Source organism: Pseudomonadota bacterium, assembly GCA_016711215.1.
Taxonomy (GTDB): Bacteria; Myxococcota_A; Polyangia.
In genome coordinates, this window is sequence record JADJTL010000001.1 from 1,265,249 (window position 1) to 1,281,360 (window position 16,112).

At 70.2% G+C, this 16,112-nt stretch carries 10 protein-coding genes; 5 read left to right on the forward strand and 5 right to left on the reverse strand.

Annotated elements, in window-relative coordinates:
* The first annotated feature begins 152 nt into the window (after positions 1–152).
* The 5 genes from IPL40_04945 to IPL40_04965 all read left to right on the forward strand — a co-directional run bounded on the left by IPL40_04945 (position 153) and on the right by IPL40_04965 (position 8,649).
* Positions 153–2,330 carry a universal stress protein gene (locus IPL40_04945; GenBank protein MBK8480504.1) on the forward strand — a complete coding sequence of 726 codons (2,178 nt, stop codon included), beginning with the start codon at positions 153–155 and terminating at the stop codon, positions 2,328–2,330.
* Entirely contained in the window at positions 2,327–3,226 is a 900-nt protein-coding gene (locus IPL40_04950) for a mechanosensitive ion channel (protein ID MBK8480505.1), read from the forward strand. Before IPL40_04945 ends, IPL40_04950 begins: the two co-directional genes overlap by 4 nt.
* A 58-nt stretch (positions 3,227–3,284) precedes the next feature.
* A complete protein-coding gene (locus tag IPL40_04955) occupies positions 3,285–5,183 on the forward strand; it encodes a hypothetical protein (protein ID MBK8480506.1) in 1,899 nt (632 codons plus the stop codon).
* Positions 5,184–5,259: 76 nt separating this feature from the next.
* Positions 5,260–6,996, forward strand: coding sequence for a serine/threonine protein kinase (locus IPL40_04960; GenBank protein MBK8480507.1), 1,737 nt, complete (start codon positions 5,260–5,262; stop codon positions 6,994–6,996).
* A gap of 99 nt (positions 6,997–7,095) precedes the next feature.
* Positions 7,096–8,649, forward strand: coding sequence for a protein kinase (locus tag IPL40_04965; GenBank protein ID MBK8480508.1), 1,554 nt, complete (start codon positions 7,096–7,098; stop codon positions 8,647–8,649).
* A 54-nt stretch (positions 8,650–8,703) separates the two neighbouring features.
* Here IPL40_04965 and IPL40_04970 read toward each other — a convergent pair whose 3' ends face one another.
* From IPL40_04970 to IPL40_04990, 5 genes are all read right to left on the reverse strand, one after another.
* Entirely contained in the window at positions 8,704–10,791 is a 2,088-nt protein-coding gene (locus IPL40_04970) for a DEAD/DEAH box helicase (GenBank protein ID MBK8480509.1), read from the reverse strand.
* A gap of 19 nt (positions 10,792–10,810) precedes the next feature.
* Positions 10,811–11,452 (reverse strand): hypothetical protein, encoded by a 642-nt coding sequence (locus IPL40_04975; protein MBK8480510.1) that lies wholly within the window; start codon positions 11,450–11,452, stop codon positions 10,811–10,813.
* A 219-nt stretch (positions 11,453–11,671) separates the two neighbouring features.
* Positions 11,672–13,585, reverse strand: a complete 1,914-nt coding sequence (locus tag IPL40_04980) for a carboxypeptidase regulatory-like domain-containing protein (protein ID MBK8480511.1) — start codon at positions 13,583–13,585, stop codon at positions 11,672–11,674.
* Between the two features lie 32 nt (positions 13,586–13,617).
* Positions 13,618–14,274 (reverse strand): hypothetical protein, encoded by a 657-nt coding sequence (locus tag IPL40_04985; GenBank protein ID MBK8480512.1) that lies wholly within the window; start codon positions 14,272–14,274, stop codon positions 13,618–13,620.
* A 44-nt stretch (positions 14,275–14,318) separates the two neighbouring features.
* Positions 14,319–16,103, reverse strand: a complete 1,785-nt coding sequence (locus tag IPL40_04990; protein ID MBK8480513.1) for a sigma 54-interacting transcriptional regulator — start codon at positions 16,101–16,103, stop codon at positions 14,319–14,321.
* Positions 16,104–16,112 lie beyond the last annotated feature (9 nt).

Below are 16,112 nucleotides of genomic sequence, written 5' to 3' on the forward strand. Positions count from 1 at the left end.
ACGCGGGCGATAGCGACCTCGACCGAGGAGCGCTGCGCCGCGGTGCGGGCCGCCGCGCGCCGCGCGCCGACAGCAACCAGCGCACGGCTGCGCGCACGGCTGCGCGCTCGGCTGGCCGAAGGTGCGGCCTCGCACTCAGGAGGGGGATGCTAATGGCTCATGTCTCCCAGCGGCTGAAGGGGGCCTTCGAGGGCGCGCTGGCCGGTGGCGGCGATCCGGCCAGTTCGCCGCTCTACGTCTTCGGCCCCTTCCTCCGCCTGCTCGCGGCGAGCGGCGCCGGCGCTGCCTGCTTTGGCGCGCCGATCTGGATGGTCGTGGCGACGGTGGTGGTGGTCAGCCTGATGTACCGCCACGTGATGCACTGGATTCCAGACGGCAGCGGCGGCAGCGGCCTCTGTGAGGAGGAGTTTGGTGGCTGGGCCGTCAAGGTCAACGCGAGCATCACGGCGATCGAGTATACGCTGACCTTCCTCGTCAGCCTCGCCGCGCTCGTGACCTTCGTCGCGGATCGAGCGGGGGGCCTCGGTCGCTGGGAGCGTGCCATCCTCGCCGTGGTGCTCACCCTCAGCGTCGGGTTCGTCGTCAACCGCGGGCCGCGTCTGGCCGCGCGTGTCTTCGGTCCAGCCACGGCGGCCGTGCTCGCGTTGCTCTGGTTGCTCGTCTTCGCCGTCGTCTGGCAACGTGGCCTTCACCTGCCCGCGCTGACGCTGGAGGCCTTCTCCTCGAGCAAGCTGCACACCACGCTCGGGGGCTACGTGCGCCTCTTGGCGTTGATGACCGGCATCGAGGTCTTCGCCAACCTCGTCGCCGCCTACGACGGCTCGCCCGCGAATCGCGCGCGCAAGGCCTTCGGCAGCTTGCTGATCGTCATGGTCACCACGCTGGTGACGATGGTCGTCGTTGGCCCGGCGATTCTGGCGTTGGCCGACCCGACACGGCAGGACGTCTCGGTCTTCACGCAGACGATGGATCAGCTGCTGCCCTCGCCGCTGGCCCATCTGGGCACACTGGTCGGTATTGTCGTCCTGCTCTCCGCCGCGGCGGCGAGCGCGCAGGGCCTGCAGAACCTCTCGCTTGGCCTGCGCCACCGGCACTACGTTCCGGCCTCCTTTGGCCAACGCAACCGCTTCGACGTCGCCGACCGCCCGGTTTGGATCCAGGTCATTCTCGTCTCTGGCTGCTTCCTCGCCTTCGGCACGCATGAGGAGACCTACCTCGCGCTCTACGCCGCGGGGGTCTTCGTGCTGCTCGGGCTCACCGGCTGGGCTGCCGTCAACCGCCTCTTTCGCCAGTGGCGGGCCAAGCGGAAGGGGGCCGGTGGCGTGATCGGCACCGCGATGGCCGCCCTCGTCACCTCCGGCGCCGCGCTGCTGATCGTCGTCGAGCGCTTTCTCGACGGCGCCTGGGCCTACTTCATCATGGTGCCCGCGCTCTGCTTCGTCTTCGGGTTCTACCGGCGGCGGCTCGGCGCGCCGACCCAGATCGAGGAACGAATCGGGCGCGCCCTGGCCGAGAAGAAGTCCTTCGTGCCCGTCCAGAGCACCCCTTGGCCCCAGGGCGCCCTCGCGATCACCGACGGCTCTCAGCGCGGCGAGGCCGCGCTCCTCGCCGGCGCCCACCTCGCGCAGACCCTTGCGGTGCCGTGGGCGATCGTGCTGACCGCGGACACCGAGGGTAGGACGACCTCGCCTTACGCCAGGCTGATCGAGTCGGTCTTCAAGCCGGAGAAGGGCGTCCTCGGCGCGCGCTCGGTAGCCGAGGCCCTCGAGGTTGGCGGGCGCGAGCACCTCGATCTGATCGTGGTCACCCGCAGCTTTCCAGACTCGCGCGCGCTCGCCAATGCCACCGATCGTCCGCTGCTGGTGGTCCACGAGTCGGCCGATCCGACGCTGCGCTATCCGACCTTCACCCGGGTCCTCGTCGGGCTGGACGGCTCGTCGGACGCCGAAGCGGTGCTCCCGGGCGCGGCCCGCTTTCTCGCGGCCGGCGCCAAGGTCGTGCTCGTCGCGGTACCGGACGGCGATACGACGCCCGCGACCCTGCAGAGCTACCTCGAGCGCATCGCCGAGGGGCTGCGCGCCCACGGCGCAGTCGAGCTGCACGTTGGGGGTTCAGGTCCGGCTCGGACGCTGCTCGAGGAGGCCACGCAGGTCGAGGCCGACCTCGTCATCGTGGCTCGTCATGGCGGCGGTGGAGCCGAACGCGCGACGGCGGTCCCCCTCGGCAGCGTCCCGACCAAGCTCTTGAGTGACCTCGCTTGCTCGCTCCTGATCGTCCCTGTGTTTTCCGCGGACGCGGCTGTCGCGCCCGAGGCCGAGGTCGACGGGTGAAGCTGCTCAACGGGCATGGCCTCGAGTTCGGTGGTGCGAGCCTCAGCTTCGCGGCCCTGCTGACCGCCCTTGGCATCATCCTGGTCGGATTTCTGGCCGCGGCCAAGGTCGCGTCGAGGATCCGCGGGGACGGCCGGCGCGTCGCTGGCGTGCAACCAACGCCGGCCCTTCGTTGGCGCACCACCATGGCGCGGATCGTCGGCTACACCCTTCGAGGTCTGGCGGTCGTGGTCGCGCTGCAGGTCGCCGGTGTTGACCTCGCGAGCGTCCTCGCGGCGAGCGCAGTGGTCGCGGTCGGCGTCGGGATCGCGATGCAGAAGGTCGCCGAGAACTTCGTCTCGGGGATAGTGCTGCACGCGGAGCGCTCGATTCGCCAAGGTGACATCATCGAGTTCGAGGGACACATCGCCAAGGTCGAGCAGGTAGGGATCCGCGCCACGATCGCTCGCACCATCGACGATGAGGAGATCATCGTCCCGAACAGCATTCTCACCCAGTCGCCGGTGAAGAACCTCACCCTGACGGAAGTCGTGCATCGGCTGCGCGTGCGAATCGGCGTCGCCTATGGGACGGACCTCGATCGTGCAGCGGAGGTCTTGCGCCAGGCGGCCGAGAGCCTGACGTGGCGCGAACGGACCCGCGATCCGGTGGTCCTGTTGGTCGACTTCGGATCCTCGTCGGTGGACTTCGAGGCCAGCGTCTGGACGCGCGACGTCTGGGGCCTGCGACGGGGGCAGTCAGACCTGCGACGAGCGCTCTGGCGCGCGCTGCGCGCGGCCTCGATCACCATCCCTTTCCCTCAGGTCGATGTCCACTTCGATGCGCCAACGAGCGCCGCCCTCGAGCAGGCGCTGCGCTCCGACCAGCACCGCCCAGCCCGAGCGCCTCAATCCTGACGTGCGTTCACTCACCTCTGCGATCGACCCTCGGCCGCGCACTGCGCCCATAACCAGCATGACCAGCCTGACCCAGAGCAATCCTCGCCGCCTCGCGCTCCGGCGGGGCTGCCTGGCGCTGCTCGTGCCCGTCTTTGCCGCTGCCCTCTATCTCGCCGTCTGGGCCCGCTATCGCCTGGAGCCGACGACTTGGGCGACGAAGCGCCTGGATCGCTGCGCCGCCCTCATCCTGCCCTGGCTCCGCGCGACGCTGCGTGATGGCGAGGCGCCGCCGCCCGACGGATGCTCGGCGCCAACCCTGCGCCTACCGGTCTGGGTCAGCCTCTATCGTGCGGGGCGATTGGTGGCCCGCGCGCGATCGGAGCAAGCGCAGTGGTCGGCGGCAGCGGGGGAGCTTGCTCGATCGCTCGCGGTCACGCAGGCCGTGCGCGCGCTGACGCGCGCCGACTGGGCCGACCTGCGGATCAAGCTCGATCTGGGCGTGAGCGCAGGTCGGGTCGTCGCGCTGCCCGCGCTGGTGCTCGCCCACTCCTTCGTTCCTGGACTCGACGCCGTGGTGCTTCAGGTCGGCTCCCGACGCGCGTATCTCCTACCCGATGACCAGCAGCGCTTCGCGCTGCTCGCCGGCTATCAGCCAGTGTCCTTCATGGTCGAGCTGCGCAGCGGGCTCGAGGTGCACGGCGCCCTCAACCTGCTCGCGGCGGAACTTCAGCTTACCCGCGAGGACTGGCGCACGCTGCCCCATCGCTGGTCGCGCCTGCGCCTGCGGTCCTATCTCGACGACCCGACGCGCGCGCGGATTGACCTGGTCGCCCGCGGGCGCGTGCCGATCGATCGGATCAGTCGGCAGCGCGTCCTGAGCGCCGCGCGATCGGCCTCCGACTATATTGTGCGGCAGCTGCGCCCCGATGGGCGCTTTCAGTACGTCTACGACCCGCTCAGCGATCGCTTCGCCGACGACAGCGGCTACAACCTGACGCGGCATGCCGGCACGACCTGGTTCCTCGTGCTGGCGGCGCAGCGTTTCGGCGACCAGCGCCTGGCGGAGGCCGCTTCGCGGGCGTTGGGCTACCTCGCCGCCAAGGGCGTGCCGGCGCCCTGCCGCCAGGGTCTCGCCTGCGTCGGGGATGCGGACGAGGTAGGCCTCGGGGCGAGCAGCCTATCGCTGGTGGCGCTGGCCGAGCATGAACACGCCACGGGCGATCGGCAGCACGCGAGGCTCCTTGATCGGCTGATCGAGGCCGTCTTGCGCGCGCAGCGGCCCAATGGCGACTTCTGCCACGTCTACCGGCCTCGGCTGCGGCGCTACGATTGCGGTCCAGTGCGGCTCTACTACAGCGGCGAGGCGGCCCTGGCCTTGGCCAAAGCCGCCGCCGTGCGCCCCGCGCGTCGGCCCGTGATCGTCGCCGCGCTGCGGCGCGCACTCGACTACCTCGTCGACGAGCAATATGACTACTTCCTCGGGCAGTTTCTCCTCGGTGAAGATCACTGGACGTGCATCGCGGCCGAGGCCGCCTGGCCCTTTGTCCGCGAGGCGCGGCATCTGACCTTCTGCCGCGAGCTAGCCGCCTTCGGCCGCCGCGCACAGCTCAGCGCGGCTGATCCCTCGCTCGCCGACCTGCGCGGTAGCTTTGGCGTCACACCCTTCGTCCTGCCGCATAACACGCCGGTCGGCAGTCGCACCGAGGCCAACGTGGCGACCGCCCGGCTGGCGCGGCGTTGGGGCCAGGAGGATGCCTTGCTCCGTCGGACCGTGCTCGAGGCGCTACGCTACCTCGTCGATCAGCAGCAGCGCAGCTCGGGCGGCTACCTCTGGCCACGTCCGGAGCTCGCCTTGGGCGGCATCACGCAGACGCCCGTGCGCAGCGAGATTCGCATCGACTACGTCCAGCACGCCGGGATGGCGCTGCTGCGCGCCCTGCCGCTCGTACCGAGCGCCGCGGTCACCCTACGCTGAGCGCCAGGCGCCGCTGGCGCCCTCGTGAGCCGCTCGCTACGATGCGCGGAAGCCAGGGGCAGACCCGAGGAGCTGGATGGGCGTCGAAGCATCGGAGCACGCGCCGCGCGGCGCCGCAGCCAGCGGCCTGCTCAAGGCTTGTCCGCAGTGCGATGCACGCTACCCGTCCTACGCGAACTTCTGTCCCGCCGATGGCCAGCGGCTACGGGCGCTCGACGATGGGCTCGACGATGGGCTCGACGATGGGCTCAACGATGCGCCGGATCCGTGGCTTGGGCGGCTGCTCGACACGCGCTACCGCGTCGAGTCCTGGCTCGGACATGGGGGCATGGGCGTGGTCTACGCGGCGCGCCACGTGATCCTCGATAAGCCGGTGGCGATCAAGCTGCTGCGTGCCGATCTCTGCCGCGATCAGACCCTCGTCGAGCGCTTCTTCCGCGAGGCGCGCGCGGCCTCGCGTATCGGACATCCAAACATCGTCGATGTCACCGACTCGGGCGTGCTGCCCAATGGCCAGCACTTCCTCGTGATGGAGCGGCTGATCGGCTGCACGATGGCCGCCGAGCTGGAGCGCGCCGGGCTCGGCGCAGCGCTGCTCCCGCTCGAGCGCGTGCTCGATCTCGCCCGGCAAATGGCCCACGGACTCGCCGCCGCGCATTCCAAGGGCATCGTGCACCGCGATCTCAAGCCGGCCAATATCTTCATCGTCAACTCGCAGAGCCTTCGCAGCAGCGCGTCCTCGCCGGGCTACCGCAGTGATTTCGTCAAGCTGCTCGATTTTGGCATCGCCAGGTTCGTCAGCCGGCGGACGCGCTTGACGCAGCAGGGGAGCATCTTCGGCACCCCGCAGTACATGTCGCCCGAGCAGGCGACCGGGGACGACGCCGACCATCGGGGGGATATCTACGCCCTCGGTTGCATGCTCTACGAGCTGCTGAGCGGTGCACCTCCCTTCGTCGCCGAAACCTTCGCTGGAACGCTCCACCAGCAGATCAGCGCAACCCCACGGCCGCTGTCGGTTGTAGCGCCAGCCCGAGCGCTGCCGACCGCGCTCGAGCAGGGCGTGCTGCGCATGCTGGCCAAGCGGCCCGAGGAGCGCTTCGCCAACGCGAACGAGGTCGCCGCGCTGATCGACGGCTGCGTGGGGGCAGGGCTCAATCGCCCGCCGCGGGGCGCGTCGGCGAGGCTGGCGCTACCCACCGCCGAGCGCGGGCCGCCGGTCGATCAGCCCCCGCTCGCGCGTGCGGGTTGGCGCGCTGCGCGCCGCGCCAGCCTCGCCCTCGCACTCGGCGCGCTGGTCCTCGCCGCAGCGGCCGCTGGCTGGTGGCGCCAGCGCGAAGGGGGGGCCCGCGACGCCACCTTCACGACGACGCCGCTCCGCGCTGCGCCGGCGCCCCGCGTGTATCGGGCGCGCGCCGGCGATCGCCAGGAGGAGGGTCGTGGCACTCTCCTCCTGGAGACACGACCACCGGGAGCGAGCGTCAGTGTCGCGGGCAGAGCGCTCGGGCGCACCCCTCTGAGCCTCTCGGTGCCCATGACGGCGGTGACGCCTTTCGCCTTCCAGAAGGGCGGCTATCGGGTCGAACGCCGGGCCATCACCGCCACGGTGGGCACCAGCGCCTGGGTCATCACCCTGCGCCGACTTCCACAAGAGGCGGGGGCCTCGGCCCCGCGCGGCGGGCCCTCGGTCGTCCCTGAGGCGCGTATGGCACCGCGCGCGCGCGCGCGACCGAAGCGGGCCGACCTGCGCGACCCTTTCGGCGTGCAGGGTCCCCAGGGCCAGCAACCTGCGGCGATCCGAACGTCGCGCTGAGGCCGGCCAACTCGACAGCCGGGCGATCGTGCATGCTAGGATGCGCGATCTCGATGTGCCGCGCGCCTGCCGCGTGCGCCGCTAGGGCGGGGGGTGCCCGTGGAAGATGACCTGATCGGACAAGTCGTGGCGTCGCGCTACCGCGTGACCGAGAAGCTCGGCGAAGGTGGCATGGGCACCGTCTATCGCGCCGAGCATGTGGCGATCGGCAAGCAGCTCGCGATCAAGGTCTTGTTGCCCGAATACGCGCGCAAGGCCGACCTGAAAGAGCGCTTCCTGCGCGAAGCCCGTGCCGCCGCCGCCATCGGCCACGAGAACATCGTCGACATCACGGACTTCGGCGAGACGCCGAGCGGCAGCGTGTTCTTCGCGATGGAGTTCCTCGACGGTCAGGATCTCGCCCACCACGTCAAGAAGGATGGGGCGCTGAGCTGGCCGCGCGCGAAGGCGATCTTGCTGCAAATCTGCCGGGCGCTCGGCGCGGCGCACGCCAAGCAAATCGTCCATCGCGATATGAAGCCCGAGAACGTGATCCTGATCAGTCGCGAAGGCCGGCCGGATTTCGTCAAGGTGCTCGACTTCGGGATCGCCAAGGTCAGCGGGGCCAGCGACGGGGAGCAGCGCTTGACCCGTACCGGCATGATCTTCGGCACGCCCGAGTACATGTCGCCCGAGCAGGCCCAGGGCCACCATCCCGACCATCGAGTCGATGTCTACGCGGTCGGCGTGATCATGTACGAGCTCTTGAGCGGACAGGTGCCCTTCAAGGCCGACACCTTCATGGGCATCCTGACCAAGCACATCTTCGAGGAACCCGTACCGCCCTCGCGGGTCAACCCGGAGGCGCACATCTCGCCAGAGGTCGAGGCCGTGGTCCTCAAGGCGATGGTCAAGGACCGCAACCACCGCTACCAGTCGATGGCCGAGATGGCGGCGGCGATCGCGCAGACGCCGACCCGCATGACGCGCACGAGCGGCGAGCTTCAGCCGCCGGCAGCGTCGATCGTGTTGGCGCCAACGCCGATCCCGTCGCTCGCCTCGCGGACCGGATCGGACGACGCCCCGGCGAGCGGCACCGCACGAACGCAGATGGGAGGGGTGGGGGCGAGGGACCAGGCGGTTGAAGAGCTCCCGCTCGAGCTACCGCGGCGTCCGCGTGGCGCGATTTACGCCGGCCTCGGCCTCGCGCTGGCGCTGCTCGGGCTCGTTCTGGTCTGGTCGCGGGGCGCAGCGCCACCGCCCCAGCCGGCGAAGGTGGCGCTGCCAGCGGCGATCCCCGAGGTAACGGTCTCGGTCGAGTCGGAGCCAAGCGGCGCGCGCGTGCTCAAGGGGACCATTCCGGTCGGCCAGACGCCGCTCGAGCTCCGCTTGCCCCAGAGTCAACGCGGCGTGATGCTGACGCTGGTGCTCGCGGGCTACGAGACCGCCCACGAGCCAGTGACCCCAGACGCCACTGGAAAACGCCTGCGCGTCACGCTGCACCGCCAGCCCGCGGCAGCGAGCGCGACGCCAGATCCGGAGCCGACCGCGCGATCGACAGCGCGGGCGCTACGGCAGCGGACTGCGCCGCTGCGCCGCGCGGCTCGCAGGGCCCCACGCGCAGCCCGTTCGCGGCCGGCCAAGGTCGACGACCTGATCAATCCTTTCGAGTAACTGAAGAGGCCTTTCGAGTGGCCCGCCGGGCCTGATCCCTTGCTCCGTGCTCGCTCAGCGTCGTGGACGACGCCCGCGCCCACGGCTCGCGCCCTCGGAGGCGCGCGCGCGCTCGACGCGCAGCGTCTGCTCCCCGTAAGGCTTGCCGTTCAGCGCCTCGACCGCCTGATCAACGATCCGCTCGTGGAGCAGAATATGGCAATGCCGGTCCTGCTGGTTGACGGGCCCGATCTCGTCCGCCCGCAGCCCGGCCTCGAGCTGAATGAAGCTCGTCAGATCCTCGACCCGCACACCATGCTGACGTCCGACATTGACGAAGACGCGCGTCAGCTCGGCCGTCGGAGGGGTCAGGGCGGCCGGCGCCGCGCTGGCCGTGGCATCGCTGAGGTCGAAGGTCTCGAAATACTCGACGTCTCCGGCACCGGTGGTCACGCTCTCGCGCGCACCAACGTCCTCCTGGCTGGCAGTCGGGAGCCGCTCACCCTCGCTATTCGCAGGAGCGCGACGCCGTCGCCGGGGCGCCTCGCCCGCGGCGCCTTCGCGGCGGAGAGCGACAGCCCCAGCCGTCGAAGCCGGCCCTGAAAGCGGCGCCGCCCGCGCTGCCGGGGCTGCCTCCTCGCCACCAGCTGGGGCGGCGGCCACCGCGGCGCGCGCTGGCTCCTCCGCGGGCGTAGCCTCCCGGGCGGAGTGGTCGCTCTCGCTCCGTGCTCCCCCACGACGCCCGCCTCGCCGCGGGCGCCGATCCGCGTCGCCGCGGGCGACCTCCTCGCGCGCCTCCGTCGCCGCTGCCCGTGGCGGGTCTGCCGCTGCCAAGGCCGAGCCGAGCAGCTGCGCCAGCAGCTGCTCGCCGTCCTCGCTCGACTGGATGCGACGCAGCAGCCTCAGCAAGGTCGGTGCCGCGGCCTGCTCCCGGTAGCGCGCGCGCAAACGCTCGAGCTGTTCGCCCTCACGCCGACTCGAGAGCTCCTCGGCCGACGGCAGATGACGATGCTCCGGGGTTATCTTGTGGATCAGCTTGACGTAGTAGAGGCTGCCGACCTCGCGCGGCGAGACCAGCGAGACCGCAATGCCGCTCCGTCCGGCGCGCCCCGTGCGCCCAGTGCGGTGCACGTAGACGTCCGCAGATTCGGGGAAGTCGTAGTTGATGACATGGCTCAGCTCGGGCAGGTCGATACCGCGCGCCGCCACGTCGGTGGCGACGAGATATTGCACCTGGCCGGCACGCATGCGCGTCATCACCTGTTCGCGCTCCCCCTGGCCGAGGTCGCTGCTGATCCCCTCGGCGCGAAAGCCGCGCTGCGAGAGGAAATTCGCCAGGCGGGCGGTTTCGTCGCGGGTATTGCAGAAGATCAGCGCGCGATGAGGCTGCTCGTAGTCGAGCACGCGCAGCAGGTCCTCGCTGCGTCCGCCGCCGCTGATCTGATAACAGACGTGGTCGATCTCGCGCACGCCGACGAAGTCCTGCGAGAGGTAGAGGCGCTCGGGATCCCGCAGGTAGCGGTCGATCAGCCGCTGAATCTCGCCGGGAATGGTCGCCGAGAAGAGCAGCGTCTGACGCTCGCGCGGCAGGCGCTCGAGGATCGCGTTGAGCTCCTCCTGAAAGCCCATCGAGAGCATTTCGTCGCACTCATCGAGCACCAACGTCCGCAGCGCGCGCGGCGAGAGGGTACCGCGCCGCAGGTGGTCGAGCACACGACCGGGCGTGCCGATAATCACCTGCGCGCCCTCGGCGAGCAGGCGGGCCTGGGGCGGAAGCGCGGCGCCGCCATAGATCGCGACGCAGACCGTCCCCTTGACGGCAGCGACCCGCGCACATTCGCGATGCACCTGCATCGCCAGCTCGCGGGTGGGGGCGAGGATCAAGGCCTGTGCTTCGCGCCGGTCGACATCGACCAAGCGCTCGACGAGCGGGATCGCGAAGGCGGCGGTCTTGCCGCTGCCCGTGCGGCTTTGCACCAGGAGATCGCGGCCAGCGAGCGCGAGGGGCACGGTCTGCGCCTGGACCGCGGTCGGCGCGCTGAAGCCCATCTCGGTCAAGGCCGCGACGAGCGTCTCGCTGAGGCCGAGCTCCTCGAAGCTGATCGAGGGCGCTGGGTCGTTCGTCGTGGCGAGCTCCGCGGTCGTCGGCTCGGGGTTCGTCATCGGAGAAGGAATCATCGGCTCAGTTGGGGTCACGGGGCGGCTCCGCGGGTTGGGGGGACGGTCGGGTGAGCTGCGGGCTCACCAGCCGGCCCGCGGTGATGAGCGAGCGAGCGCGCGTTAGCTGTTGATTGAGGTGGCGCAAACGCTCCAAGTAACGGTCAATAAAGCGGTAGACAACATCACTATACGAAAGCTGAAGCTCGTCCAGCGCGCGATGGACCTCGGCTAGCAGGTCGATGGCGGGGCTGACGCCGCGATTGGCCAGCTCCTCGAGTCGGCAGCGATGTGCGACCAGTTGCCAGCGCCAGCGCCAGCCCTCGGTCCAGTTCGCCCATTCGCCGCCAGGGTCGAAGCCGAAGCGCACGGCGCGCGCTTGCAGCGCGAAGGCCTCCTGGTGCAGCTCGGTCAGCAGCCCTTGGAGTCGGCGCTGACAGTCGATCAGCTCCTCGGGATTGTCGGCCCTGCTGCTGATGCGCGGAGCGGAGACGGCGGGCTTGTTCTCGTAAGCGCCCGCATGCGTCGCGACGACCGAAGCGGCGACCCACAGGCACAGCGCCACCGTCGCGACGAGGTGGACCACCTGCGTACCGACGCGCCAGCGCCGCACACAGCGGGGCTCAGCGCCCGCGCCGGCAGCCTGCTCGTCCAGCGCCTCGCCCACGGACTCGCGTGCCGCTTCTCCTGCTGATTCGCTCGCTGGTTCCACTGATACCGCCGACACACTCCCCCCGCGAGCGCCCGCGCGCGGCCCCACCATCTACAGCCGGCATCCCCCATCCGTCAAGCGAGGCTGCGCGACCAGCGCCCGCGCTCCGATCCCTCCCGGCAGCCTGTCGATCGCTGGCGCACCTGGCGACGGGAGCCATCGATCCACGGGGTGCTAGGACTCGGGTCGTGCCAGCCTCAGGCTGAAGCGCCCGTCGGAATCGGTGACGGCGGTGGCTCGCGGCAGGGCCAAGGGAGGCCTGGCGTCCTCCCCTTGCCGGGCCACGCTCTCGAAGGCCTGGACGGTGCATCCGCTCGCGCCGACGCCGGTCGCGTCGACGACCCGCCCGTGGAGCAGCGCGGCCTCGGGCAGCCGCAGGTCCAGGGCGTCGCGGGGCTCGCTGAGGTCGAGATCGAGTTGTGTCGTGGCGGCCAGGCTGACGGTCGCGGGCGGCCGCACCGTGAGGTCGTAGCTCCCCGGATCGACCCAAAGCGCGAAGGTCCCATCTGCCCCGCTGAGCGCGCTCGCAGATCCCTGGACGGCCGCTGTCACGGCGGCCTTGCTCGGCGTGACCGGAGCGGCCTCGATCAGCGCGCCCGCGACGATCTCGCCGCCCGGCCCACGCACCCGCCCCACGATCCGCAAGCGCTCCAGCAGCCGCAGCGGCTCCAGTGGCCGCCCGCCCGGCGCGACCGCGATGCCGCCACGGCGGAGGCTGGCCCAGCGACTGCGCGCGGGCGCGATCACCGTGATCTCGTAGCTCCGCGCCGCGTTATCCCCGGGGAGCAGCAGGAGCGTCGCGCGACCCTCGGCGTCGGTCACAGCCGCCTGCCGATGATGCGCGCGACAGCGCCCCAGCTCCGGCGGGGCCTCCAGCGCAGTGAAGTCGTCGCTGGCAAGGCTAACCTCCGCGCTGGCGACCGGGCCGCCGTCATCGCCCACGACCTGCAGGGTATAGCCGTCGGCGGCGGGGAAGGGAGGGAGGATCAGTGGGCTCGGGAGCACGACCGGCTGCAACCCGCCCGCGCCGTCGAGCGCAGCCAAGCCCAGCAGTGCGCCACTGCATTCGACCGTCGGCAGCTGCTGCGCCGCGGCCTCGCCGCTGGTGCTCGCGTCAGCGGCGAGGCGCAGGGCATAGCGCTCGATTCCGCGTGGCAACGCCAGCGCGAAGGCGCCGAGACAGCGCTCGATCGGCGCACAGCGGCAGCGGCTCGGCTGCGCCTTGCTGCACGTGCGCCCGATCGTCGAGCGCAGGCGCGCGGCCTGACCTTCACCGACGGCGCGCAGATCGACGCTGAAGGCCAGCGGCGTGCCCGAAGCATCGAGGACCCGACCGATCATGACGATCGAGCGGTCGCGCCCGTCGAGATAGAGGTCGCGTTGCAGGTGGTCCGTCAGGCTGACGGCGGGCTCAAAAACCGGCGGGAAGCTCGGCGGACAGTCACGATCTGCGCTGCCGACACAGGCGTCGCTGTGGTCGACAGGCGAGCGCGGCACCGCGACGCCAGCGTAGCTCTGACCGCGATTGAGCAGGAACAAGAACGACCCCGCCGCCGTCGCGCCGCCGCCCGAGTGCTCGCCAAGATCCCCCTCGCCTCCCTCGACGATCGTACTGGCCTCGAGCTGCACGACGGGCCGACCGGCGATGCGTGACTTGCGCCAAACCGTGACGTCCGCCGGCAAGGGCGTCTCTGGATCGTCGGAGGCGACCACCCTGCCGCGCCAAAGGACCGCCGCGTCGAGCACGAGCTCGAGCTCCTGCGCCGCCCCGGGCAGCGCACCGAGGAACTCCTGCGCGACCCAACCGCGATCGTTTGTTGGCGGGCGAAGCTCGAGATCGACCGTTCCGGCCGCGCGGCGCACACAGCGCTGCAAACTCAAGTCGCAGATCAGGTCACCGGGACAGCCATCGAGGGTGCGGCAGACCCGGGGTGCATCGATCGCCGCGCCATCATCGACAGCGGCACAGCCGAAGAGGCAAAGCGCGAAGGTCGGCGCTAGGAGCGCGAGACGGACGGCGGCGCTATCGCGACAGCAGGGGCGCTCCGCCGCCCAGGCCCGCAGCTGCCGCGCACGCGCCGGCCGCATCCTCGCGCCTGACCGCGCCGCGCTGGCTGACCTCATGGGGTCACCCCATCCTCGAGGGCAGGCGGCAGCGGCTCGATGCAGTTGAAGACCCAGAGCAGGCTGTCGCGCAGGCCGCCGGCGTTCGGTTGCCGCAAATCACTGCCGCGCCCGACAAAGCCGCTGTCGCTGACATAGAGCTCGAGGACGTGGCGGCCGAGTTCGCGATTGACCTTGTCGTCGCAGAGGCCCTCGACATCGAAGAAGTAACCGCGACGCCCGTCGAGGATGCCGCGCGGCGGCGAGTCGACGCGATCATTGTTGAGCGCCAGCGCCCGATCATAGCGCCCGTCGACGAAGGCGCGCGTGCGCAACTCCTGCTCGTCGGGATCGATGACGATCGTGCTGAAGGTCTGCGTCGGTCTCGGGCCGCTCGTCGCGCTCTGGGGAAAGGAGAACACCTGGTCGGGCGGCGGCTGCGTATGCTCCGGGACGATCCGGGGCGCGTGCTCCTGCGGTGAGTGCAGGTCCTCGGGCAGGATGCAGCCAACCCCGCCGAAGCTCCCCGTCGCCAGCGCGCTGAGCATCGCCATGCCCTGCAGGCGATGCAGGCGCGGTGCCAAGGCAGTCCACCACGACCGACCCGCGTTCTTCCGGGGCTTCGCGGCGCGGCGCTGCGCGAGAGGCGTCTTGCTGCCGGACATGAATGTCATGTTCCGCGCTCACGTTTCCAAAAAACGACCACCCTACGCACCGCTCAGGACGCCGATTCCTGGGGCTCGTCGCCCCGCTCCAGGTAGCGAAAGATCGTCCGCGGGTCGACGTCCAGCTGCCGTGCCGTCTGGGTCCGATTGCCACCATTACGGATCAGCACCTCGGCCACGTAGCGCCGGGCGTAGTCCTCCTTGGCCTGGGCCAGCGGAACGACCGGCGGCAGGTCCTCGGACTTGAGGTCCAGATCGACCGCCGAGAGCAGGGGCTTCTCACTGAGGACCACGGCCCGCTTGAGGTGGTTCTCGAGCTGGCGAATGTTGCCCGGCCAGCCGTGGCGACGGACAGCCACTGCCGCATCGGCCGTCAGCCCGCGCACCTTGCTCCCCAGCTCGTCGACATAGCGATCGAGCAGGTACTTGGCGATCAACATGACGTCCTCACCACGCTCGCGCAAGGGCGGCAGATGCAGGTTCACCACGTTGATCCGGTAGTAGAGGTCCTCGCGGAAGGCCCCTGCCGCGACCTGCTGCTGCAGGTTGCGATTGGTAGCCGCGACGACGCGGATGTCGACCGGCTCCGGGCGCGTCTCGCCGACGCGCACCACAGCTTTTTCCTGCAGCACCCGTAGCAGCTTGACCTGGAGACCCAAGGGCAGCTCGCCAATCTCGTCGAGAAAGAGCGTGCCGCCGTCGGCCGCGTGGAACTTGCCGCGCCGATGGCTGACCGCGCCAGTGAAGGCGCCTTTCGCGTGGCCGAAGAGCTCGCTCTCGATCAGGGACTCCGGAATCGCCCCGCAGTTGATCGAGATGAAGGGCCCGCGACAGCGCGGGGAGCGTTCATGCAATTCGAGCGCGATCAGCTCCTTCCCCGTCCCGGTCTCGCCGGTGATCAGCACCGAGATATCCGTCGGTGCCACCTTCTCCACCCGTCGAAACATCTCGCGCATCGGCTCGCAGGCGCCGATCACGCGGCCAAAGCGTAGGGCGTCCAACCGCTGCTTGAGCTGCCGTCGATCGAGCTCCAGCGAGTTGATCAGCAGCGCGTTCTTGACGATCAGCGAGGCATGCGCCGAAAATCCATTGAGCAGCTCGAGCGTCGAGCGATCAAAGCTCTGCAACACGCTGTCATTGCCGAGATAGATCAGGCCGAGCAAGGTGTCCTGGTCGAGCAGCGGCACGCATAAGACCGAGGCGAGGCGCAGGCGCAGCACTGAGCGCGCGGCGCCGAGTTCGGCATCCTGCGCCACGTCGCTCACCAGCAGCGGCTGCCGCGTGCGCACGACGCGGGCGATGATCGAGTCGCTGAGCTGATCGATCGCGTCCTCGAGCGACTCCTGCTCGACATTGCGCGCCACACTGATGCGCGGCACGTCACCATCGAGCAGCACGAGGAAGGCGCGCTGCGCGTGCGTCACGGCAATCACGGCGTCGAGGAGCTGCTCCAGGAGCTCCGGTAGTTCGTACTGCCGGAGCAGCCGGCTCGAGAACTCGAAGAACCTCCGGTAGGTCGCATCGCTCTCCGCCTTGGCCAGCGGCGCTGGCTCATCGTGCAGGCCAAAGACAAGCTCGCTGCCGCCGATGCGCAGCCGATCGCCGTGCCGCAGCTCATGACGCGGACGGCGCTTACCGCCGACCCAAAGCTCCGCCTTGCCGATCGCGGCGATCTCGTACGCGCGGCCGTCGCACCGCAGGTGGCAGTGGGTCTCCGCCACGCTCGGATCCCCGACCGTGATGTCGCAATCCGCCCCGCGACCGACGGAGGTCAGGTTGCGGCATAAGGGGTGCGCGGTGCTGACACCGTCCGGGAGGATCACGCGCAGTGTCGCCATCCTCGGGCC